This is a genomic window from Streptomyces sp. NBC_00820, assembly GCF_036347055.1.
GTDB lineage: Bacteria > Actinomycetota > Actinomycetes > Streptomycetales > Streptomycetaceae > Streptomyces.
In genome coordinates this window covers 2262377-2283420 of the sequence record NZ_CP108882.1, presented here as the reverse complement: position 1 = coordinate 2283420, position 21044 = coordinate 2262377, and the positions used below count along the sequence as shown (strand labels likewise).

Below are 21044 nucleotides of genomic sequence, written 5' to 3'. Positions count from 1 at the left end.
AGTGTCCGACAGGCAAGCGCCGCGCCGCCGCGTGCCCGGGCCCGCCCAGCCCCCCCGGCCGCGGGGTGCCGTGCGCCGGCAGCCCGGGCCGGGCGCCCGCCCCGCCCGCCGCCCGGCCGGGCCCCGGCCTCCGGCCCAGGGCGCCCTCCGGCTGGGCAGCCCCCGGCCCCGGCTGCGCCTGGTCGGCCTCGCACTCACCCTCGTCATGCTCGCCTTCGTCGTACGACTGCTCCAGGTCCAGGCCGTCGACGCGAGCACCTACGCGGCGAAGGCCGAGCAGAACCGCTACGTCGTCCACACCCTGACCGCCGAGCGCGGCGGGATCACCGACCGCGCCGGCGTCGCCCTCGCCGTCAGCGAGGACGCGTACGACATCACGGCCGACCCCATGATGTTCGCCCCCGGGCAGCTGAAGATCGGCGACGGGCCGGAGCAGGCCGCCGCGCTGCTCGCGCCGATCCTGGGCCAGGACCAGGCCGAGCTCGTCGCCAAGCTCAGGCCGGCGAACAAGGCCTCGCGCTACGCCAAGCTCGCCTCCCGGCAGACCCCCCAGGTCTGGAAGCAGATCAAGGACCTCAAGGCCGCGCTCGCCAAGAAGGCCGACACCGACCCCGGATCGGCCAACGTGCTCGCCGGGGTCTTCGCCGACCCCAGCAGCCAGCGCGTCTACCCCGGCGGCGACCTGGCCGCCGGACTGCTGGGCTGGGTCAACGCCGAGGGCCAGGGCGGCGGCGGCATCGAGCAGGAGCTGGACAAGCAGCTGTCCGGCAAGGACGGCAAGATCCGCTACGCCCAGTCCGGCGGCCGCGAGGTGCCCACCGTGGGCTCCACCGAGACGCCCGCCGTGCCCGGTTCGGACGTCGAACTGACCATCGACCGCGACATCCAGTGGGCCGCCCAGAGCGCCATCTCCGAGCAGGTGAAGAAGTCCAAGGCGGACCGCGGCTACGTCGTCGTCCAGGACACCCGCACCGGCCAGATCCTGGCCATGGCCAACTCGCCCGGCTTCGACCCCAACGACCTGACCAAGGCCCGTGCCGACGCCATGGGCAACGCGGCCCTGCAGGACGCCTACGAGCCCGGCTCCACCGCCAAGGTGATGTCGATGGCGGCCGTGCTGGAGGAGAACGCGGCCACCCCGCTCACCCACGTCGTCGTACCCAACCGGCTGCACCGCGGCGACCGGCTCTTCCAGGACGACGTCGACCACGGCACCTGGCACCTCACCCTCAACGGGGTGCTCGCCAAGTCCAGCAACATCGGCACCATCCTCGCCACCGGCCAGCTCGGCAAGAGCCAGCCCGAAGCCAACAAGGTCCTCCACTCGTACCTGCGCAAGTTCGGCATCGGCGGCTACACCGGGCTCCGCTTCCCCGGGGAGACGCCGGGCATCCTCGCCGCTCCGGGAAAGTGGTCCACCTCGCAGCAGTACACGATCCCTTTCGGCCAGGGCTTCTCCATCAACGCCATGCAGGCCGCGTCCGTCTACTCGACGATCGCCAACGGCGGCGTCCGCGTCGCACCGTCCCTGGTGCGTGGCACCAAGGGCGCCGACGGCCGCTTCACCCCCGCGCCGCGGCCCGGGGCCACCCGCGTGGTCAGCGAGAAGACCGCCAGGACCCTGGCCCAGATGCTGGAGTCCGTCGTGGACGACGAACAGGGCACCGGCATCAAGGCCCGCATCCCCGGTTACCGGGTCGCGGGCAAGACCGGCACCGCCAACCGAGTGGATCCGGCCACCGGCCGCTACCACGGCTACACCTCCTCGTTCGCCGGATTCGCGCCCGCGGACAAGCCCCGCGTCACCGTCTACTGCGCCATCCAGAACGCCACCAGCGGCAGCTACTACGGCGGCCAGATCTGCGGCCCGATCTACAAGCAGGTGATGGAGTTCGCGCTCAAGACCCTCCAGATCCCGCCGACCGGGGCGAAGGCCGCGAACCTCCCCGTCGCCTACAAGCCCTGATCAGCGCCCCCCTGAGAGACCCAGGAACGAACTCGTGACAACGATCACCCCGGACCCCGGGAATCAGGGCACCCCGAGCCCCTCGCTTCGCCCCGGAGCGGGTACGCCCGGTACGCTCACGGCCGTGCCACACGCTGATCAGTCCCAAACCACCCAGAAGGGCGCTTCCGTGACATATCCGGGACCGCCGCGACCGGTTCAGGTCTCCGCCACACCCCTCGCGGAGCTGGCCGATCAGCTGGGTGCCACCGCTCCGGCCGGCTCCGCCGAGGTCACGGGGATCACCCACGACTCGCGCGCCGTCCGCCCCGGCGACCTGTACGCCGCCCTCCCGGGCGCCCGCATGCACGGCGCCGACTTCGTCACCCAGGCCGCCGGCCTCGGCGCGGTCGCCGTGCTCACCGACCCGACGGGCGCCGAACGCGCCGCCGCGACCGGACTGCCGGTCCTCGTCGTCGGCGACCCGCGCGCGCTGATGGGCGAACTGGCGGCCACGATCTACGGCCGTCCCGGCAGGGACCTGCTCCAGATCGGCATCACCGGCACCTCCGGCAAGACCACCACCGCGTACCTGGTCGAGGGCGGACTGCGGACCACCCGCGAGACCGGCCTCATCGGCACCGTCGAGATGCGCGTCGGCGAGGAGCGCATCAAGTCCGAGCGCACCACCCCCGAAGCCACCGACCTGCAGGCCCTGTTCGCCGTCATGCGCGAGCGCGGAGTCGAGGCGGTCGCCATGGAGGTCTCCAGCCACGCGCTGGTCCTCGGCCGGGTCGACGGCTGCGTCTTCGACATCGCCGTGTTCAACAACCTCAGCCCGGAACACATGGAGTTTCACTCCGACATGGAGGACTACTTCCGGGCCAAGGCGCAGCTGTTCACCCCGCGGCGCAGCAGGCTCGGCGTCGTCAACGTCGACGACGAGTACGGCCGCCGGCTCGCGAAGGAGGCGACCGTACCCGTCGTCACCTTCTCCGCCGAGGGCCACCCCGACGCCGACTGGCGCGCCGAGGACGTCCAGATCGGGCCCATGGACTCGACGTTCACCGCCGTCGGCCCGAGCGGCGAGCGCGTGCACGCCAGGTCGCCGCTGGCGGGCCCCTTCAACGTGGCGAACACCCTCGCCGCCCTGGTCGCCCTCGCCGCGGCCGGCCTCGACCCGCAGACCGCCGCCGACGGCATCGCCGCCGTCCCGGGCGTCCCCGGCCGCCTGGAGCGCGTGGACGCCGGGCAGCCCTACCTCGCGGTCGTCGACTACGCCCACAAGACCGACGCGGTCGAGTCGGTGCTCAAGGCGCTGCGCAAGGTGACCAAGGGGCGCCTGCACATCGTCCTGGGCTGCGGCGGCGACCGCGACCAGACCAAGCGCGCCCCGATGGGCGCCGCCGCAGCCCGGCTCGCCGACACGGCCGTACTCACCTCCGACAACCCCCGCTCCGAGGACCCCCTCGCGATCCTCGCGACCATGCTCCAGGGCGCGGCCTCCGTGCCCGCGCACGAGCGTGGCGAGGTGCTCCTCTTCGAGGACCGGGCCGCCGCCATCGCCGCCGTCGTGGGCCGGGCCGCTCCCGGCGACACCGTGCTGGTCGCGGGCAAGGGCCACGAGCAGGGCCAGGACATCGCCGGCGTGGTCCGTCCCTTCGACGACCGCCAGGTGCTTTGCGAAGCTATCCAGAAGACCCAGGGATGAACTTGTGATCGCCCTCTCCCTCGCCGAGATCGCAGCAGTCGTCGGCGGGCAGACACACGACATACCGGATCCGTCCGCGCAGGTCACGGGACCCGTCGTCCGGGACTCACGTGAGGTGGTGCCCGGCAGCCTATTCGCCGCGTTCACCGGTGAGCGCGTGGACGGCCACGACTTCGCGCGGGCCGTCACGGACGCGGGCGCGGTCGCCGTACTGGCGTCGCGCCCCGTCGGCGTGCCCGCGATCGTCGTCGACGACGTGCAGACCGCGCTCGGCGCCCTCGCCCGCCATGTCGTCCAGCGGCTCGGCGCGACCCTCGTCGCGCTGACCGGCTCGGCCGGCAAGACCAGCACCAAGGACCTCATCGCCCAGGTGCTCCAGCGGCACGCGCCGACCGTGTTCACGCCCGGCTCGCTCAACAACGAGATCGGGCTGCCGCTGACCGCCCTGTCCGCCACCGAGGAGACGAAGTTCCTCGTGCTGGAGATGGGCGCCCGCGGCATCGGGCACATCCGCTACCTCACCGGCCTCACCCCGCCGAAGGTCGGCCTGGTCCTCAACGTCGGCAGCGCCCACATCGGCGAGTTCGGCGGCCGCGAGCAGATCGCCCAGGCCAAGGGTGAGCTCGTCGAGTCCCTGCCCGAGGACGGTGCCGCGATCCTCAACGCCGACGACCCGCTGGTCCGCGCCATGGCCACCCGTACCAAGGCGAAGGTGGTCCTTTTCGGAGAGTCGGCCGAAGCGGACGTACGTGCCGAGAACGTGCGACTCACGGACAGCGGACAGCCTTCCTTCAGGCTTCACACACCCTCCGGTGCAAGCGATGTGACCATGCGCCTGTACGGTGAGCACCACGTGTCGAACGCGCTCGCCGCGGCCGCCGTCGCCCATGAGCTGGGCATGCCCGTGGACGAGATCGCCACCGCGCTCTCCGAGGCGGGCTCCCTCTCCCGCTGGCGCATGGAGGTCACCGAGCGCCCGGACGGCGTGACCATCGTCAACGACGCCTACAACGCCAACCCCGAGTCCATGCGGGCCGCCCTCAGGGCACTCGCGGCCATGGGCAACGGGCGGCGTACGTGGGCCGTGCTCGGCAAGATGGCCGAGCTGGGGGACGAGGCGCTCGCCGAGCACGACGCCGTCGGACGGCTCGCCGTCCGGCTCAACGTCAGCAAGCTCGTCGCGGTCGGGGGGATTGAGGCCTCCTGGCTGCAACTGGGCGCATATAACGAGGGTTCGTGGGGTGAGGAGTCGGTGCACGTGTCCGACGCACAGGCGGCGGTCGACCTGTTGCGCAGCGAGTTGCGCCCGGGAGACGTCGTACTCGTGAAGGCGTCCCGGTCGATCGGGCTCGAAAGCGTGGCTCAGGCGCTGATCGAGAACGGCACCGAGGGTGAGGTCGCAGCCCGATGATGAAGCAGATCCTGTTCTCAGGAGTCATTGGCCTCTTCCTGACCCTGGTCGGCACTCCGCTGCTGATCAAGCTCCTGGCCCGCAAGGGCTACGGCCAGTACATCCGTGACGACGGCCCGCGCGAGCACGCCAGCAAGCGCGGTACGCCCACGATGGGCGGTATCGCCTTCATCCTGGCGACGATCGCCGCGTACTTCCTGAGCAAGCTCATCACCGGCTACCCGCCCACCTACTCCGGACTGCTGGTCCTGGGGCTGATGTTCGGCATGGGCCTGGTCGGCTTCCTGGACGACTACATCAAGATCGTCAAGCGGCGTTCGCTGGGTCTGCGGGCCAAGGCGAAGATGGCCGGCCAGCTCACCGTCGGCATCGCCTTCGCGGTGCTGTCGCTGATGTTCGCCGACAACCGGGGCAACACCCCGGCCTCCACCAAGCTGTCGTTCATCACGGACTTCGGCTGGTCGATCGGCCCGGTGCTCTTCGTCGTCTGGGCGCTCTTCATGATCCTGGCGATGTCGAACGGCGTGAACCTGACCGACGGTCTGGACGGCCTCGCCACCGGCGCCTCCGTCCTCGTCTTCGGCGCCTACACGTTCATCGGCGTCTGGCAGTTCCAGGAGTCCTGCGCCAACGCGATGACGCTGACCAACCCGGCCGCCTGTTACGAGGTGCGCGACCCGCTCGACCTCGCCGTGATCGCCTCCGCCCTGATGGGCTCCTGCCTGGGCTTCCTGTGGTGGAACACCTCGCCGGCGAAGATCTTCATGGGAGACACCGGTTCGCTCGCCCTCGGCGGTGTCCTCACCGGCCTGGCCATCCTCTCCCGCACGGAGCTGCTGGTGGCCATCATGGGCGGTCTGTTCGTCCTCATCACCATGTCGGTCGTCATCCAGGTCGGCTCCTTCCGGCTCACCGGCAAGCGCGTCTTCCGGATGGCACCACTCCAGCATCACTTCGAACTCAAGGGCTGGTCCGAGGTTCTCGTGGTGGTCCGTTTCTGGATCATCCAGGGCATCTGCGTGATCGTCGGACTGGGCCTCTTCTACGCGGGATGGGCAGCGGACAAGTGACCTCCTCGGTGCCTTCAGGGTCTTCGGAGTTCCACGGCAAGCACGTCACCGTCGCCGGGCTCGGCGTCTCCGGCGTCCCGGCGGCGAGAGCGCTGCACGAGCGCGGGGCGGTCGTCACGGTCGTCAACGACGGCGACGACGCCCGTGCGCGGGAGCAGGCCGCGGAGCTTCAGGCGCTCGGTGTCACCGTGCGCCTCGGCGACGGCGACACCCTGCCCGAGGGCACCGAGCTGATCGTCACCGCGCCCGGCTGGAAGCCCGACAAGCCGCTGTTCCTGGCGGCCGGGAAGGCGGGCGTGCCCATCTGGGGCGACGTCGAGCTGGCCTGGCGCCTCAGGGGGCCCGACGCGGCCCCCTGGCTGGCCGTCACGGGCACCAACGGCAAGACCACGACCGTGCGGATGCTCGCCTCCATCCTGAAGGCGGCGGGCCTGCGCACGGCCGCGGTCGGCAACATCGGCGTCTCCCTGCTGGACGCGGTCCTCGGCGAGGAGCGCTACGACGTGCTCGCCGTCGAACTGTCCAGCTACCAGCTGCACTGGGCCCCCTCGCTGCGCGCCTACTCCGGCGCCGTGCTCAACCTCGCGCCCGACCACCTCGACTGGCACGGCTCCATGGAGGCCTACGCGGCCGACAAGGGCCGCATCTACGAGGGCAACAAGGTCGCCTGCGTCTACAACGTGGCCGACAGCCTCACCGAGGACCTGGTGCGCGAGGCCGACGTCGAGGAGGGCTGCCGGGCCGTCGGGTTCACCCTCGGCACCCCCGGTCCCTCACAACTCGGCGTGGTGGAAGGTCTCCTGATCGACCGGGCCTTCGTGGAGATGCGGCACAAGAACGCGCAGGAGCTGGCCGAGGTCTGTGACGTCAACCCGCCGGTGCCGCACAACATCGCCAACGCCCTTGCCGCGGCGGCCCTCGCGCGCTCCTTCGGGGTGCCCGCCACTGCCGTACGCGACGGCCTGCGGGCCTTCCGGCCCGACCCCCACCGCATCGAGCACGTCGCCGACCTCGACGGCGTGGCGTACGTGGACGACTCCAAGGCGACCAACACCCACGCCGCGGAAGCCTCGTTGGCGGCATATGAGTCGATCGTATGGATTGCGGGCGGTCTGGCGAAGGGCGCCGTCTTCGACGAGCTGGTCGCCAAGTCCGCGAAGCGGCTGCGCGCCGCCGTCCTGATGGGCGCCGACCGCGAGCTGATCCGCGAGGCCCTCGCGCGACACGCCCCGGAAGTACCCGTCGTCGACCTCGACCGGACCGACACTGGGGCGATGCTCCAGGCGGTGACGGAGGCGAAGCGGCTGGCCCGGTCCGGCGACACGGTGCTGCTGGCCCCGGCCTGCGCTTCCATGGACATGTTCACCAACTACAACCAGCGCGGTGACGCGTTCGCGGCGGCGGTCCGCGAACTCGGCGCCTGACCCGGCCGCCCGCCGGGCGGATCTTGGGAGGGACGCGTGGGACGGTCGACGTTCACTGGAGGCGTTCATGGCCGGTAGCCGTACCGGCGGGCCACCCGTGCAGCGGGCGTCCCGCCGTCCCGCCGTAGCCCGGCAGGCGCGGGACAATCCCCTGCGACGGCTCCACACGCGTGCGCACAAGGCCTGGGACCGCCCGCTGACCGCCTACTACCTGATCCTCGGCGGCAGCCTGCTGATCACCGTGCTGGGCCTGGTGATGGTCTACTCGGCCTCCCAGATCACCGCGCTGCAGCTCTCCCTGCCCGGCTCCTTCTTCTTCCGCAAGCAGTTCCTGGCCGCGCTCATGGGCGGGACGCTGATGTTCGCCGCCGCCCGCATGCCGGTGAAGCTGCACCGGGCGCTGGCCTACCCGATCCTGGCCGGAGCCGTCTTCATGATGGCCCTGGTGCAGGTCCCCGGGATAGGCGTGTCGATCAACGGCAACCAGAACTGGATCTCCCTCGGCGGTTCCTTCCTGGTCCAGCCCAGCGAGTTCGGCAAGCTCGCGCTGGTGCTGTGGGGCGCGGACCTGATCGCCCGCAAGCAGGAGAAGCGGCTGCTGGCCCAGTGGAAGCACATGCTGGTTCCGCTCGTGCCGGTGGCCTTCCTGCTGCTCGGGCTGATCATGCTCGGCGGCGACATGGGTACGGCGATCATCCTCACCGCGATCCTGTTCGGCCTGCTGTGGCTGGCGGGAGCCCCGACCCGGCTGTTCGTCGGGGTGCTGTCGGTCGCCGGTGCGATCGGTGTGCTCCTCATCAAGACCAGCCCCAACCGGATGGCCCGCCTCGCCTGCATCGGCGCCACCGAGCCCAAGGCCGGCGTCACCGACTGCTGGCAGGCCGTGCACGGAATCTACGCGCTGGCCTCGGGCGGACTGTTCGGATCCGGGCTCGGTGCGAGTGTGGAAAAATGGGGCCAACTCCCCGAAGCCCACACCGACTTCATCTTCGCCGTCACCGGTGAGGAACTGGGCCTGGCGGGGACGCTGTCGGTGCTCGCCCTGTTCGCGGCTCTAGGCTATGCGGGTATCCGCGTGGCCGGACGCACGGAGGACCCCTTCGTGAGGTACGCCGCGGGAGGCGTGACCACCTGGATCACCGCCCAGGCGGTGATCAACATCGGTGCGGTGCTCGGCCTGCTGCCGATCGCCGGCGTCCCGCTCCCGCTGTTCTCCTACGGAGGGTCCGCCCTGCTGCCTGCCATGTTCGCCATCGGGCTGCTGATCGCCTTCGCACGCGACGAGCCCGCTGCGCGGGCGGCGCTTGCGATGCGGCAACCCCGCTTTGGTAGAAAGCGGACTGGAGGCCCCGGTGTCGAGCGGGGGTCTCGGAGATGGAACACGATGAGACGGCGTGCCTCGGTGGCGCGTACGTCCGGAGAGCGGTGAATTTCGGTGCATGTCGTACTCGCCGGCGGGGGAACCGCAGGCCACATCGAGCCCGCGCTCGCCCTCGCGGACGCCCTGCGCAGGCAGGACCCGACCATGGGGATCACAGCCCTGGGCACGGAACGGGGGCTGGAGACCAGGCTCGTCCCGGAACGTGGCTACGAGCTGGCGCTCATCCCCGCGGTGCCGCTGCCCCGCAAGCCCACCCCCGAGCTGATCACCGTCCCGGGCCGGCTGCGCGGCACGATCAAGGCCACCGAGCAGATCCTGGAGCGCACCAAGGCGGACGCCGTGGTCGGCTTCGGCGGGTACGTCGCCCTGCCCGCCTACCTGGCCGCCAAGCGCCTCGGTGTGCCCATCGTGATCCACGAGGCCAACGCCCGTCCCGGCCTGGCCAACAAGATCGGCTCGCGCTACGCAGCCCGGGTCGCCGTCTCCACCCCGGACAGCAAGCTGCGTGACGCCCGCTACATCGGCATCCCGCTGCGCCGCTCCATCGCCACCCTGGACCGCGCCGCGGTCCGTCCCGAGGCCCGCGCGCGCTTCGGTCTCGACCCCAACCTGCCCACGCTGCTCGTCTCCGGCGGCTCCCAGGGCGCCCGCCGCCTCAACGAGGTGGTCCAGCAGGTCGCCCCGTGGCTCCAGCAGGCCGGAATCCAGATCCTGCACGCGGTCGGCCCGAAGAACGAACTGCCGCAGGTGCACCAGATGCCGGGGATGCCCCCGTACATCCCGGTAAGTTACCTGGACCGGATGGACCTCGCGTACGCCGCGGCCGACATGATGCTCTGCCGCGCGGGCGCGATGACCGTGGCCGAGCTCTCCGCCGTCGGACTCCCGGCCGCCTACGTCCCGCTGCCCATCGGCAACGGCGAACAGCGGCTGAACGCCCAGCCGGTGGTCAAGGCCGGCGGCGGACTCCTCGTCGACGACGCGGAACTGACGCCCGAGTGGCTGCAGCAGAACGTGCTGCCCGTGCTCGCCGACCCGCACCGGCTGTACGAGATGTCCCGCGCCGCGGGCGAGTTCGGCCGCCGGGACGCCGACGACCTGCTCGTCGGCATGGTGTACGAGGCGATCGCCTCGAACCGTTAAGACCGTATGACGAAAGGGCAGTGAGCGTGGCCGGAGCGACGACCGCCGAGCGCGGTGCACGTCAGCAGGAGTCGTCCGGCCCGCCGCTCGTCCGGCGATGGAGAACACCGCGCTTTCGTAGGATCGTCATCCTGGCCGTGGCCCTGGTACTCCTCGGGGCGGGTGTCACCTGGGTGTTGTACGGCTCCGGGTGGCTGCGGGTGCGGCGCGTCCCGGTCTCGGGCACGCGCGTGCTGACCCCGGCCGAGGTGCGCACGGCCGCGGCCGTGCCGGTCGGAGCACCGCTGGTCTCCGTCGACACGGACGCCATCGAAGCCCGAATCCGCCGCAGGCTGCACCGGGTTGACACGGTCGACGTCGTCCGGTCCTGGCCGCGCGCCATCAGTCTGAACATCACCGAGCGCACCCCCGTGCTCCTCGTCCGCGAGGCCCGGGGCTTTGTCGAAGTCGACGACGACGGCGTCCGTTTCGCCACCGTCCACCGGGCGCCCAAGGGCGTTCCCACGCTGGAGATGACCGCGTCCCGCTCCGGTTCGGGCGCCGCCAGCTTCCGGCGCTTCGGCACCGGCCGGCTGGTGCGCGAGGCGGTGCGGGTGGCCGGGGACCTGCCGGCCGCAGTGGCGAAGGGCACACGGACCGTCAAAGTCCGCTCCTACGACGCCATCTCACTGGAGCTCGGCGACGGCCGCACGGTCGACTGGGGGAGCGGCGAGAACGGCCGTGCCAAGGCACGGGCCCTCACAGCTCTCATGAAAGCATCTCCCGACGCGCGGCACTTCGATGTCAGCATGCCCACCGCCCCTGCGTCAGCCGGGAGTTGACGCACATCAGCGCAGGCCAGCACCCTGGTTGGGCACCGCTATGGCTGATCACATAGGGTGAAAAGAAAAACGGGAGGTTCGGCGTGTTCGTTGAACGGGCGCCGCTTGTCGACTTAGTGTCCTGTTCAGAAGACTCCAGGGAACAGACACACTGGTAACCCTAAACTTCAGGGTTAGGGTTCGGGTCGGCGTTCGGACCGTCCCATTCGGCATCCGTCGTCCCGGTACGGGGAACCGTCCGGCGACGACAACGTAATTCGAGGCGAGAGGCCTTCGACGTGGCAGCACCGCAGAACTACCTCGCAGTCATCAAGGTCATCGGTGTCGGCGGCGGTGGTGTCAATGCCATCAACCGGATGATCGAAGTCGGACTCAAGGGCGTCGAGTTCATCGCCATCAACACCGACGCTCAGGCGTTGTTGATGAGCGACGCCGACGTCAAGCTCGACGTCGGCCGCGAACTCACCCGCGGACTCGGCGCCGGCGCCAACCCGGCCGTCGGCCGGAAGGCCGCAGAGGACCACCGCGAGGAGATCGAGGAGGTCCTCAAGGGGGCCGACATGGTCTTCGTGACGGCAGGCGAGGGCGGTGGCACCGGCACCGGCGGCGCCCCCGTCGTGGCCAACATCGCGCGCTCGCTGGGCGCCCTGACCATCGGCGTGGTCACGCGCCCGTTCACCTTCGAGGGACGGCGCCGCGCGAACCAGGCCGAGGACGGCATCGCCGAGCTGCGCGAAGAGGTCGACACCCTCATCGTCATCCCCAACGACCGGCTGCTGTCCATCTCGGACCGCCAGGTCTCGGTCCTGGACGCCTTCAAGTCCGCCGACCAGGTCCTGCTCTCCGGTGTCCAGGGCATCACCGACCTCATCACCACCCCCGGTCTGATCAACCTCGACTTCGCCGACGTCAAGTCGGTCATGTCCGAGGCCGGTTCGGCCCTGATGGGCATCGGCTCGGCCCGCGGCGACGACCGCGCGGTGGCCGCCGCCGAGATGGCGATCTCCTCGCCGCTGCTGGAGGCGTCCATCGACGGCGCCCGGGGCGTCCTGCTCTCCATCTCCGGCGGCTCCGACCTCGGCCTGTTCGAGATCAACGAGGCCGCCCAGCTGGTCAGCGAGGCCGCCCACCCCGAGGCCAACATCATCTTCGGCGCGGTCATCGACGACGCCCTCGGCGACGAGGTGCGGGTCACCGTGATCGCGGCCGGCTTCGACGGCGGCCAGCCGCCGGCCCGCCGGGACAACGTCCTCGGCTCCGCCTCCGGATCGTCGTCCTCCGCGCCCTCCCGGCGCGAGGAGCCCGCTCCGGCACGGCACCAGCAGGAGAGCCGCCCGTCCTTCGGTTCGCTCGGCAGCGTGACCCCGAAGGAGGAGCCGGCGCCGGCTCCCGAGCCGGTGGCCGAGATCCCGGTCGCCCCGCCGGTCCCGCAGTCCCGCTCCTACTCGGACAGCGGGATCGAGGAGCTGGACGTGCCGGACTTCCTGAAGTGATAGGACAGCGCGAGAGCGTGAGCGGCGCGCACTTCGCCTTCACCGACAGGTGGGGCGGGGTGAGCGCCGCTCCGTATGAGCAGCTCAACCTCGGCGGCGCGGTCGGCGACGACCCCGTCGCCGTGCGCGCCAACCGCGACATCGCGGCCAAGTCCCTGGGCCTGGACCCGGAGCGGGTCGTGTGGATGAACCAGGTGCACGGCGCCGACGTCGCCGTGGTGGACGAGCCCTGGGGCACGGGGGTCCCCCCGCTCGAACGAAGCGGGGAGGGTGGCAGGCCGGTGCCGGAGGTCGACGCGATCGTCACCACCCGCCGCGGACTTGCCCTCGCCGTCCTGACCGCCGACTGCGTACCGGTGCTCCTCGCGGACCCGGTCGCGGGCGTCGTCGCGGCGGCGCACGCCGGGCGGCCCGGGATGGTCAAGGGCGTCGTTCCCGCAGCCGTACGGGCCATGACCGAACTCGGCGCCGAACCGGACCGCATCGTCGCCCGGACCGGACCGGCCGTGTGCGGCCGTTGTTACGAGGTCCCGGAGCGGATGCGCGCCGAGGTGGCGGCAGTCGAGCCGGGCGCGCACGCCGTGACGAGCTGGGGCACACCGGCGGTCGACGTGAGCGCCGGAGTGCACGCGCAGCTCGAACGGCTCGGGGTGTGCGACCGGGCGCAGTCCCCGGTGTGCACGCTGGAGTCGGGCGACCATTTCTCGTACCGCCGCGACCGCGCCACGGGGCGGCTCGCCGGCTATGTGTGGCTGGACTGATGGGGCATGACGGACCGTAAGACCGAACTCGCCGCGAACCTGGCGAGAGTCGAGGAGCGCATCGCCGCCGCCTGCGCGGCGGCGGGGCGCGACCGGGGAGAGGTGACCCTGATCGTGGTCACCAAGACCTATCCGGCGAGTGATGTGCGGATCCTGTCGGAACTCGGTGTGAGCGATGTCGCCGAGAACCGGGACCAGGACGCGGCGCCCAAGGCCGCGGCGTGTGCGGATCTCTCTCTGAGCTGGCACTTCGTGGGGCAACTGCAGACCAACAAGGTCCGCTCCGTGGTCGGTTACACCGATGTCGTACAGTCCATCGACCGCGCGCGGCTCGTCTCGGCGCTGTCGAAGGAGGCGGTGCGGGCGGAGCGCGAGGTGGGGTGCCTCGTCCAGGTCGCGCTCGACGCGGGCGCGAGCGGACGTGGCGAGCGGGGTGGGGTGGCGCCCGCCGGAATCGAAGAGTTGGCCGACCTCGTCGCCGGCTCGCCCGGACTGCGGCTCGACGGGCTGATGACCGTGGCCCCGTTGACCGGAGAGTACGCGGGACATGAACGGGCGGCGTTCGAACGGCTCATGGATTTGTCGACTGACCTGCGCCGGACCCATCCGGCTGCAACCATGGTGTCGGCAGGGATGAGTGCGGACCTCGAGCAGGCCGTGGCGGCCGGAGCGACACATGTGCGCGTCGGCACTGCGGTACTCGGAGTCCGCCCCAGGCTCGGGTAACGTCGCCAAGAAGTCGGACCACAGCAGAAAATATGGTCAGTGCCGCCGAAGGCGGGCACAACGACCACGTGGATCGCGGGCACTTGGCAGTCGTCAGCCGATCCACCACAGAGCGGAGGACTCAGAGCATGGCCGGCGCGATGCGCAAGATGGCGGTCTACCTCGGCCTCGTGGAGGACGATGGGTACGACGGCCGGGGATTCGACCCCGACGACGACTTCGAGCCCGAACTGGACCCGGAGCCCGAGCGGGACCACCGGCGGCACGAGCCGTCACACCAGTCGCACAGTGCACATCAGCCCCAAAGGGACGAATCGGTGCGAGTGGTGCAGCCTCCGGCGCCTCGTGACCCGATCTCCCATTCCGCCTCGTTGGGTGGGGAATCGGGGCGCCCGGCGCGGATCGCACCCGTGGCGTCCATCACACAAGAACGTCAGCCCCTGGAGAAGAACGCGCCGGTGATCATGCCCAAGGTCGTGTCCGAACGAGAGCCTTACCGGATCACCACGCTCCACCCGCGGACCTACAACGAGGCCCGTACCATCGGGGAACACTTCCGCGAGGGCACTCCGGTGATCATGAATCTGACGGAGATGGATGACACCGACGCCAAGCGACTTGTCGACTTTGCGGCCGGTTTGGTCTTCGGTCTCCACGGCAGCATCGAGCGGGTGACGCAGAAGGTGTTCCTGTTGTCTCCTGCTAACGTCGATGTCACGGCGGAGGACAAGGCCCGCATCGCAGAGGGCGGGTTCTTCAACCAGAGCTGAGACGTACCACCGGCAGGAAGCATGAAACAGGGGAGAGGGAAGCGCAGACCATGAGCGTGTTCGCGCAGGTGATCTACATCGCGCTGATGGTGTTCCTCATCGTGCTCATCTTTCGGTTGGTCATGGACTACGTCTTCCAGTTCGCCCGCTCGTGGCAACCCGGCAAGGCGATGGTGGTCGTACTGGAGGCCACCTACACTGTCACCGATCCACCGTTGAAGCTTCTGCGGCGGTTCATCCCGCCGTTGCGTCTCGGGGGCGTGGCACTAGACCTGTCCTTCTTCGTACTGATGATCATCGTCTACATTCTCATCACCATTGCGCAGGGATTTGCGAGATGACAGTGGACGATACGGTCTTGCCGACTGCCGATGACTACGTTGAGGTGAAGAGATGCCGTTGACCCCCGAGGACGTGCGGAACAAGCAGTTCACGACCGTCCGCCTCCGAGAAGGCTATGACGAGGACGAGGTCGATGCCTTCCTCGACGAGGTCGAAGCCGAACTGACGCGACTGCTCCGCGAGAACGAGGACCTGCGCGCCAAGCTGGCCGCGGCCACGCGCGCTGCTGCCCAGAACCAGCAGAACATGCGCAAGCCCCCGGAGCAGCAGGACCAACAGCAGCAGCAGCAGGGCATGCGAGGTCCGGGCGCCCCGGTGCCCGCCGGCATATCGGGCCCGCCGCAGCAGCAGATGGGCGGCCCCATGGGCGGCCCGCCGCAGCTGCCGAGCGGCGCCCCGCAGCTGCCCGCCGGTCCCGGCGGCCAGGGTGGCCCGCAGGGTCCCGGTCCGATGGGTCAGGGGCAGATGGGTCAGGGGCAGATGGGCCAGGGCCAGATGGGCCAGGGCCAGATGGGCCAGGGCCCCATGGGTCCCGGTCCGATGGGTCAGGGTCAGATGGGTCAGGGCCCCATGGGTCAGGGCCAGATGGGCCAGGGTCCCGGTCCGATGGGCCAGGGTCCGATGGGCGGTCAGCCCCCCATGCCGCAGCAGATGGGTGGCCCGATGGGCGGCCCCATGGGCGGTCCGATGGGCGGCCCCATGGGTGGTCCCGGTCAGGGTCCCGGTGGCGACAGCGCCGCCCGCGTCCTCTCGCTGGCCCAGCAGACCGCCGACCAGGCGATCGCCGAGGCCCGCTCCGAGGCCAACAAGATCGTCGGCGAGGCCCGCAGCCGCGCCGAGGGTCTGGAGCGCGACGCCCGTGCCAAGGCCGACGCCCTGGAGCGGGACGCGCAGGAGAAGCACCGCGTCGCCATGGGCTCCCTGGAGTCCGCCCGCGCCACGCTGGAGCGCAAGGTCGAGGACCTGCGCGGCTTCGAGCGCGAGTACCGCACGCGTCTGAAGTCGTACCTCGAGTCCCAGCTGCGTCAGCTGGAGACCCAGGCCGACGACTCGCTCGCTCCGCCGCGCACCCCGGCCGCCGCGTCCCTGCCGCCGTCCCCGGCGCCCTCCATGGCTCCGGCCGGCGCGGGTGCCCCGTCCTACGGTGGCAACCAGGGCATGGGCGGCCCGCCGGCCCCGGCCGCCCCGTCCTACGGCGGTCAGCAGCAGATGACCCCGGCCATGACCCAGCCCATGGCCCCGGTCCGTCCGCAGGGTCCGTCGCCGATGGGCCAGGCTCCCTCGCCGATGCGCGGGTTCCTGATCGACGAGGACGACAACTGAGGTAACGCGCCATAGGCGTCGGCAGTAGTCAGGGCGAGGCCCCGGATCTTTGATCCGGGGCCTCGCCCTATTTACGCGTGTTGACAGGTGCAGGTGAGGGTTGTGCGCGGGGTGGGACGGGGCGGACGGGGGTGGTCGCGGCCGCCGACGGGGCGCGGGCCGGATCTACGGGCTCGGGGCGGTCCGAGGGGCGCGGGGGCAGCCTTGGAGGGGTGCGGGGCGGCCCGGAGTCGTAGGGCGCGGGCCGGCCTTGGAGGGGCGTCGGACGGTCCGGAGGCGGAGGGGCGCGGGGCGGACTCGGGGGCGCTGTGCGCACACGACAACGGCGGCTGTCCGCAGGCGTGATGCCGCGGACAGCCGCCGTTGTCGGGGCTGGGGGGTGTCGTTTGGATCAGGTCGGATCAGGCCGCGGCGTCCGGTGCGGTGCCTCGCAAGGCGGAGGATCTGCCGCGTACTGGACGTACTCGGCTGACCCGACAACGCGGCGAGGTGCCGTGCCGGGCGTCGCGGACCCGAGCTGATCCAAACGACACCCCCTAGGAGAAGTACTACGCCTTGCGCAGCCGGAACGTCAGCGACAGACCCTCGTCGGTGAAGGCGCCGCCGTAGGTACCGTCCGCCTCACCCTGGCCGAAGTCGGTCGCGAGGACCTCCTCGGCGATCAGGCCGGCGTGCTCGGACAGGGCCGCGACGACCGCCGGGTCCGTGGAGGTCCAGCGCAGCGCGATGCGGTCGGCGACGTCCAGGCCGCTGTTCTTGCGGGCCTCCTGGATCAGCCGGATCGCGTCACGGGCGAGGCCCGCCTGCCGCAGCTCCTCGGTGATCTCCAGGTCCAGTGCCACCGTGGCACCGGAGTCGGAGGCCACCGACCAGCCCTCGCGCGGGGTCTCCGTGATGATCACCTCGTCCGGGGCGAGGGTGACCGTCTCCCCGTCGACCTCGACCGACGCCGTGCCCTCGCGCAGCGCCAGGGAGAGCGCGGCCGCGTCCGCGGCGGCGACTGCCTTCGCCACGTCCTGCACCCGCTTGCCGAACCGCTTGCCCAGGGCACGGAAGTTGGCCTTGGCCGTCGTGTCCACCAGCGAGCCGCCGACCTCGGACAGCGACGCCAGCGCCTCGACGTTCAGCTCCTCCGTGATCTGCGCGTGCAGCTCCGGGTCCAGCGCGGCGAAGCCGCTCGCGGCGACGAGCGCGCGGGACAGCGGCTGACGCGTCTTGACGCCCGACTCCGCGCGCGTGGCGCGGCCCAGCTCCACCAGCCGGCGGACCAGGACCATCTGCTTCGACAGCTCCGGGTCGATCGCCGACAGGTCCGCCTCCGGCCAGGAGGCCAGGTGCACGGACTCCGGGGCGCCCGGGGTCACCGGGACCACCAGGTCCTGCCAGACCCGCTCGGCGATGAACGGGGTGATCGGGGCCATCAGCTTGGTGACCGTCTCCACGACCTCGTGCAGCGTGCGCAGCGCGGCCTTGTCGCCCTGCCAGAACCGGCGGCGCGAACGGCGCACGTACCAGTTCGACAGGTCGTCGACGAACGCGGACAGCAGCTTGCCGGCGCGCTGGGTGTCGTACGCCTCCAGGGCCTCGGTCACCTGGTCGGTGAGCGCGTGGAGTTCGGACAGCAGCCAGCGGTCGAGCACCGGGCGCTCGGCCGGGGCCGGGTCCGCCGCGCTGGGCGCCCAGTTCGCCGTACGGGCGTACAGCGCCTGGAACGCCACCGTGTTCCAGAACGTCAGCAGCGTCTTGCGCACGACCTCCTGGATGGTGCCGTGACCGACCCGGCGGGCCGCCCACGGGGAACCGCCGGCCGCCATGAACCAGCGCACCGCGTCCGCGCCGTGCTGGTCCATGAGCGGGATCGGCTCCAGGGTGTTGCCCAGGTGCTTGGACATCTTGCGGCCGTCCTCGGCGAGGATGTGGCCCAGGCAGACGACGTTCTCGTACGACGACTTGTCGAAGACGAGCGTGCCGACGGCCATCAGCGTGTAGAACCAGCCGCGGGTCTGGTCGATCGCCTCGGAGATGAACTGCGCCGGGTAGCGGCTCTCGAACAGCTCCTTGTTCTTGTGCGGGTAGCCCCACTGCGCGAACGGCATCGAACCCGAGTCGTACCAGGCGTCGATGACCTCCGGCACGCGCGTGGCGGTCTCGCCGCACTGCGGGCAGGGGAACGTCACGTCGTCGATGAACGGGCGGTGCGGGTCCAGCTCGGACTGGTCGGTGCCGGTCAGCTCGGACAGCTCCGCGCGGGAGCCGACGACGGTGAGGTGGTCCTCGGCGCAGCGCCAGATGGGCAGCGGGGTGCCCCAGTAGCGGTTGCGGGACAGCGCCCAGTCGATGTTGTTGCTCAGCCAGTCGCCGAAGCGGCCGTGCTTGACCGTCTCCGGGAACCAGTTGGTCTTCTCGTTCTCCGCGAGCATCCGGTCCTTGACGGCCGTGGTGCGGATGTACCAGGACGGCTGCGCGTAGTAGAGCAGCGCGGTGTGGCAGCGCCAGCAGTGCGGGTAGCTGTGCTCGTACGGCAGGTGCCGGAAGAGCAGGCCGCGCTGCTTGAGGTCCTCGGTGAGCTTTTCGTCGGCCTTCTTGAAGAAGACGCCGCCGACCAGCGGGACGTCCTCCTCGAAGGTGCCGTCGGGGCGGACCGGGTTGACCACGGGCAGGCCGTAGGCGCGGCAGACCAGGAGGTCGTCCGCACCGAAGGCGGGGGACTGGTGGACCAGACCCGTACCGTCCTCGGTGGTGACGTAGTCGGCGTTCACCACGTAGTGGGCCGGCTCGGGGAACTCGACCAGCTCGAACGGGCGCTGGTACGTCCAGCGCTCCATCTCGGCGCCGGTGAAGCTCTGGCCGGTGGTCTCCCAGCCCTCGCCGAGCGCCTTGCCGACCAGCGGCTCGGCGACGACGATCTTCTCCTCGCCGTCGGTCGCGACGACGTAGGTGACGTCCGGGTGCGCGGCGACCGCCGTGTTGGACACCAGGGTCCACGGGGTCGTCGTCCACACCAGGAGCGAGGCCTCGCCGGCCAGCGGGCCCGAGGTGAGCGGGAAGCGGACGTAGACCGAGGGGTCGACGACCGTCTCGTAGCCCTGCGCCAGCTCGTGGTCCGACAGGCCGGTGCCGCAGCGCGGGCACCAGGGGGCGACGCGGTGGTCCTGGACCAGCAGGCCCTTGTCGAAGATCTCCTTCAGCGACCACCAGACCGACTCGATGTACTCGGGGTCCATCGTGCGGTACGGGTCGTCGAGGTCGGTCCAGTAGCCCATGCGGGTCGTGAGCTCGGCGAAGGCGTCCGTGTGCCGGGTCACCGACTCGCGGCACTTGGCGTTGAACGCCGCGATGCCGTACTCCTCGATGTCCTGCTTGCCGGAGAAGCCCAGCTCCTTCTCGACCGCCAGCTCCACGGGCAGGCCGTGACAGTCCCAGCCGGCCTTGCGGCCCACGTGGTAGCCGCGCATGGTGCGGAAGCGCGGGAAGACGTCCTTGAAGACGCGCGCCTCGATGTGGTGGGCGCCGGGCATGCCGTTGGCGGTGGGCGGGCCCTCGTAGAACACCCACTCGGGGCGGCCCTCGGACTGCTCCAGGGTCTTGGCGAAGATCTTCTGGTCGCGCCAGAAGTCGAGCACCGCGTGCTCCAGCGCGGGCAGGTCGACCTGGGCGGGCACCTGGCGGTACGTCGGCTCTGTCATCTGCGAGCATCCTCCAACGGAACTGGCTGCCTTCCGTCGGAGGGACGAGAGCCTTCCATCTGTGGACGCCGTGTGCGGCGCGCTCCCGCGGTACCACCCTCCTTGGCCCTCCGGCGCGCCGTACACGCCGATGAGCCCCCTCATTGGGGTCGCGAATCCGGTTCTACTCGCCGCGGAGGTCCTCGCGGGTCCTCACGGCTTTCTTCCGGCACTCCGGGGTGATCTTCACACCGCGCTCGCCCCCGGGCTCACACCGTCCCCGGGTCGCTCTGGGCTGCGTACGACGCTACTCGTCCCCATCCATGCTTTTCGCTCCGCCCAGTGTACGGCGCCGCGCCGACAGCGGCCGACCGCATTTCGGGGCCGCGCGGAGCGGGCCCGGGAGGTGCGGGAGTGACCCGAATGGCGAGGGTGGCGGCGTGCGTGTCCGGGCACGGGGCTTCCCGGCGGATTACCCGGCGGGGAGTTGGGCACAACGGATGCAGGTCTGCGGCGCGGGGGGTGCGGGGCAGGCGGATCGGGCGGCGTGCCCCGTTGCCGCGGGACTCCAAGTCGATTTATCGTCCCAGCACGATTCGCGCGCAAGATCACAATATGTGAAGGGGCCGCGGCCATGGTGGCGAAGAAGACCGCCGTACAGCACCCGGCGACCGGCCGGTCCAGGGGCGCGGCCGCCTCTGTCCCTGCCTCCGCATCGGCCTCCGCATCGGCCTCCGGCGGTGAGGCCAAGGGGGCCGGCGGGAAGAAGAGCACACGCGCGGGTGCCGCTTCCGCGGGGCGGGCGGGGCCGGTCAAGACACTCGGGAAGCCGTCCGGGCAGGAGCCGCACCCTCCCGCGAAGCGGGTACGCGCCGAGAAGGCGGGTGGCAAGGGCGAGGCGGACGCCGGATCGCAGGCCAGGACGTCGGAGGCCAAGAAGGAGCCCGCGAAGGCTGAGACCGCGAAGACGAAGACCGCGAAGACGAAGACCGCGAAGACCGAGACCGCGAAGACCGAGACCGCGAAGGCTGAGACCGCCGCGAAGACCGAGAAAGCCG

The 21044-nt window shown here is 70.8% G+C and carries 15 protein-coding genes; 14 read left to right on the top strand and 1 reads right to left on the bottom strand.

Going from position 1 to position 21044, the window contains the following annotated elements:
- The first annotated feature begins 1 nt into the window (after position 1).
- From OIB37_RS10390 to OIB37_RS10325, 14 genes are all read left to right on the top strand, one after another.
- Positions 2 to 1966, top strand: a complete 1965-nt coding sequence (locus OIB37_RS10390; protein WP_330457264.1) for a penicillin-binding transpeptidase domain-containing protein — start codon at positions 2 to 4, stop codon at positions 1964 to 1966.
- 34 nt (positions 1967 to 2000) lie between these two features.
- Complete coding sequence (locus tag OIB37_RS10385) at positions 2001 to 3656, top strand: UDP-N-acetylmuramoyl-L-alanyl-D-glutamate--2,6-diaminopimelate ligase (protein WP_330457263.1); 1656 nt, start codon at positions 2001 to 2003, stop codon at positions 3654 to 3656.
- Between the two features lie 4 nt (positions 3657 to 3660).
- Positions 3661 to 5067 carry a UDP-N-acetylmuramoyl-tripeptide--D-alanyl-D-alanine ligase gene (locus OIB37_RS10380; RefSeq protein ID WP_330457262.1) on the top strand — a complete coding sequence of 469 codons (1407 nt, stop codon included), beginning with the start codon at positions 3661 to 3663 and terminating at the stop codon, positions 5065 to 5067.
- Positions 5067 to 6137, top strand: a complete 1071-nt coding sequence (gene mraY, locus OIB37_RS10375; protein ID WP_330461813.1) for a phospho-N-acetylmuramoyl-pentapeptide-transferase — start codon at positions 5067 to 5069, stop codon at positions 6135 to 6137. The genes OIB37_RS10380 and mraY overlap by 1 nt, the downstream gene beginning before the upstream one ends.
- Positions 6119 to 7561: a UDP-N-acetylmuramoyl-L-alanine--D-glutamate ligase gene (murD, locus tag OIB37_RS10370; RefSeq protein WP_330457261.1), complete on the top strand. Its 1443-nt coding sequence runs from the start codon at positions 6119 to 6121 to the stop codon at positions 7559 to 7561. Before mraY ends, murD begins: the two co-directional genes overlap by 19 nt.
- Positions 7562 to 7628: 67 nt before the next feature.
- Positions 7629 to 8990, top strand: a complete 1362-nt coding sequence (gene ftsW / locus OIB37_RS10365; protein WP_330457260.1) for a putative lipid II flippase FtsW — start codon at positions 7629 to 7631, stop codon at positions 8988 to 8990.
- A 6-nt stretch (positions 8991 to 8996) separates the two neighbouring features.
- Positions 8997 to 10085 carry an undecaprenyldiphospho-muramoylpentapeptide beta-N-acetylglucosaminyltransferase gene (murG, locus tag OIB37_RS10360; protein WP_330457259.1) on the top strand — a complete coding sequence of 363 codons (1089 nt, stop codon included), beginning with the start codon at positions 8997 to 8999 and terminating at the stop codon, positions 10083 to 10085.
- A 26-nt stretch (positions 10086 to 10111) separates the two neighbouring features.
- Complete coding sequence (locus OIB37_RS10355) at positions 10112 to 10906, top strand: cell division protein FtsQ/DivIB (protein WP_330457258.1); 795 nt, start codon at positions 10112 to 10114, stop codon at positions 10904 to 10906.
- A gap of 278 nt (positions 10907 to 11184) precedes the next feature.
- Positions 11185 to 12399, top strand: coding sequence for a cell division protein FtsZ (gene ftsZ, locus OIB37_RS10350; protein ID WP_330457257.1), 1215 nt, complete (start codon positions 11185 to 11187; stop codon positions 12397 to 12399).
- Positions 12396 to 13160 carry a peptidoglycan editing factor PgeF gene (gene pgeF / locus OIB37_RS10345; protein ID WP_330457256.1) on the top strand — a complete coding sequence of 255 codons (765 nt, stop codon included), beginning with the start codon at positions 12396 to 12398 and terminating at the stop codon, positions 13158 to 13160. The genes ftsZ and pgeF overlap by 4 nt, the downstream gene beginning before the upstream one ends.
- A 6-nt stretch (positions 13161 to 13166) precedes the next feature.
- On the top strand, positions 13167 to 13886 hold the full coding sequence (locus OIB37_RS10340) for a YggS family pyridoxal phosphate-dependent enzyme (protein ID WP_330457255.1): 720 nt from the start codon (positions 13167 to 13169) through the stop codon (positions 13884 to 13886).
- A 128-nt stretch (positions 13887 to 14014) separates the two neighbouring features.
- Positions 14015 to 14656 (top strand): cell division protein SepF, encoded by a 642-nt coding sequence (locus OIB37_RS10335; protein ID WP_330457254.1) that lies wholly within the window; start codon positions 14015 to 14017, stop codon positions 14654 to 14656.
- Between the two features lie 50 nt (positions 14657 to 14706).
- Positions 14707 to 14997, top strand: coding sequence for a YggT family protein (locus OIB37_RS10330; RefSeq protein WP_330457253.1), 291 nt, complete (start codon positions 14707 to 14709; stop codon positions 14995 to 14997).
- A gap of 52 nt (positions 14998 to 15049) precedes the next feature.
- Entirely contained in the window at positions 15050 to 16321 is a 1272-nt protein-coding gene (locus OIB37_RS10325) for a DivIVA domain-containing protein (RefSeq protein WP_330457252.1), read from the top strand.
- A gap of 548 nt (positions 16322 to 16869) precedes the next feature.
- Here OIB37_RS10325 and ileS read toward each other — a convergent pair.
- Positions 16870 to 20007, bottom strand: coding sequence for an isoleucine--tRNA ligase (gene ileS, locus OIB37_RS10320; protein ID WP_330457251.1), 3138 nt, complete (start codon positions 20005 to 20007; stop codon positions 16870 to 16872).
- Positions 20008 to 21044 lie beyond the last annotated feature (1037 nt).

Bases quoted from the DNA above. Each gene is read 5' to 3' on its own strand.
- OIB37_RS10340 (WP_330457255.1), top strand. From the start codon at position 13,167: ATGACGGACCGTAAGACCGAACTCGCCGCGAACCTGGCGAGAGTCGAG.
- ileS (WP_330457251.1), bottom strand. From the start codon at position 20,007: ATGACAGAGCCGACGTACCGCCAGGTGCCCGCCCAGGTCGACCTGCCC.
- ftsW (WP_330457260.1), top strand. From the start codon at position 7,629: ATGGCCGGTAGCCGTACCGGCGGGCCACCCGTGCAGCGGGCGTCCCGC.
- OIB37_RS10325 (WP_330457252.1), top strand. From the start codon at position 15,050: ATGCCGTTGACCCCCGAGGACGTGCGGAACAAGCAGTTCACGACCGTC.
- OIB37_RS10335 (WP_330457254.1), top strand. From the start codon at position 14,015: ATGGCCGGCGCGATGCGCAAGATGGCGGTCTACCTCGGCCTCGTGGAG.
- murD (WP_330457261.1), top strand. From the start codon at position 6,119: ATGGGCAGCGGACAAGTGACCTCCTCGGTGCCTTCAGGGTCTTCGGAG.
- mraY (WP_330461813.1), top strand. From the start codon at position 5,067: ATGAAGCAGATCCTGTTCTCAGGAGTCATTGGCCTCTTCCTGACCCTG.
- OIB37_RS10330 (WP_330457253.1), top strand. From the start codon at position 14,707: ATGAGCGTGTTCGCGCAGGTGATCTACATCGCGCTGATGGTGTTCCTC.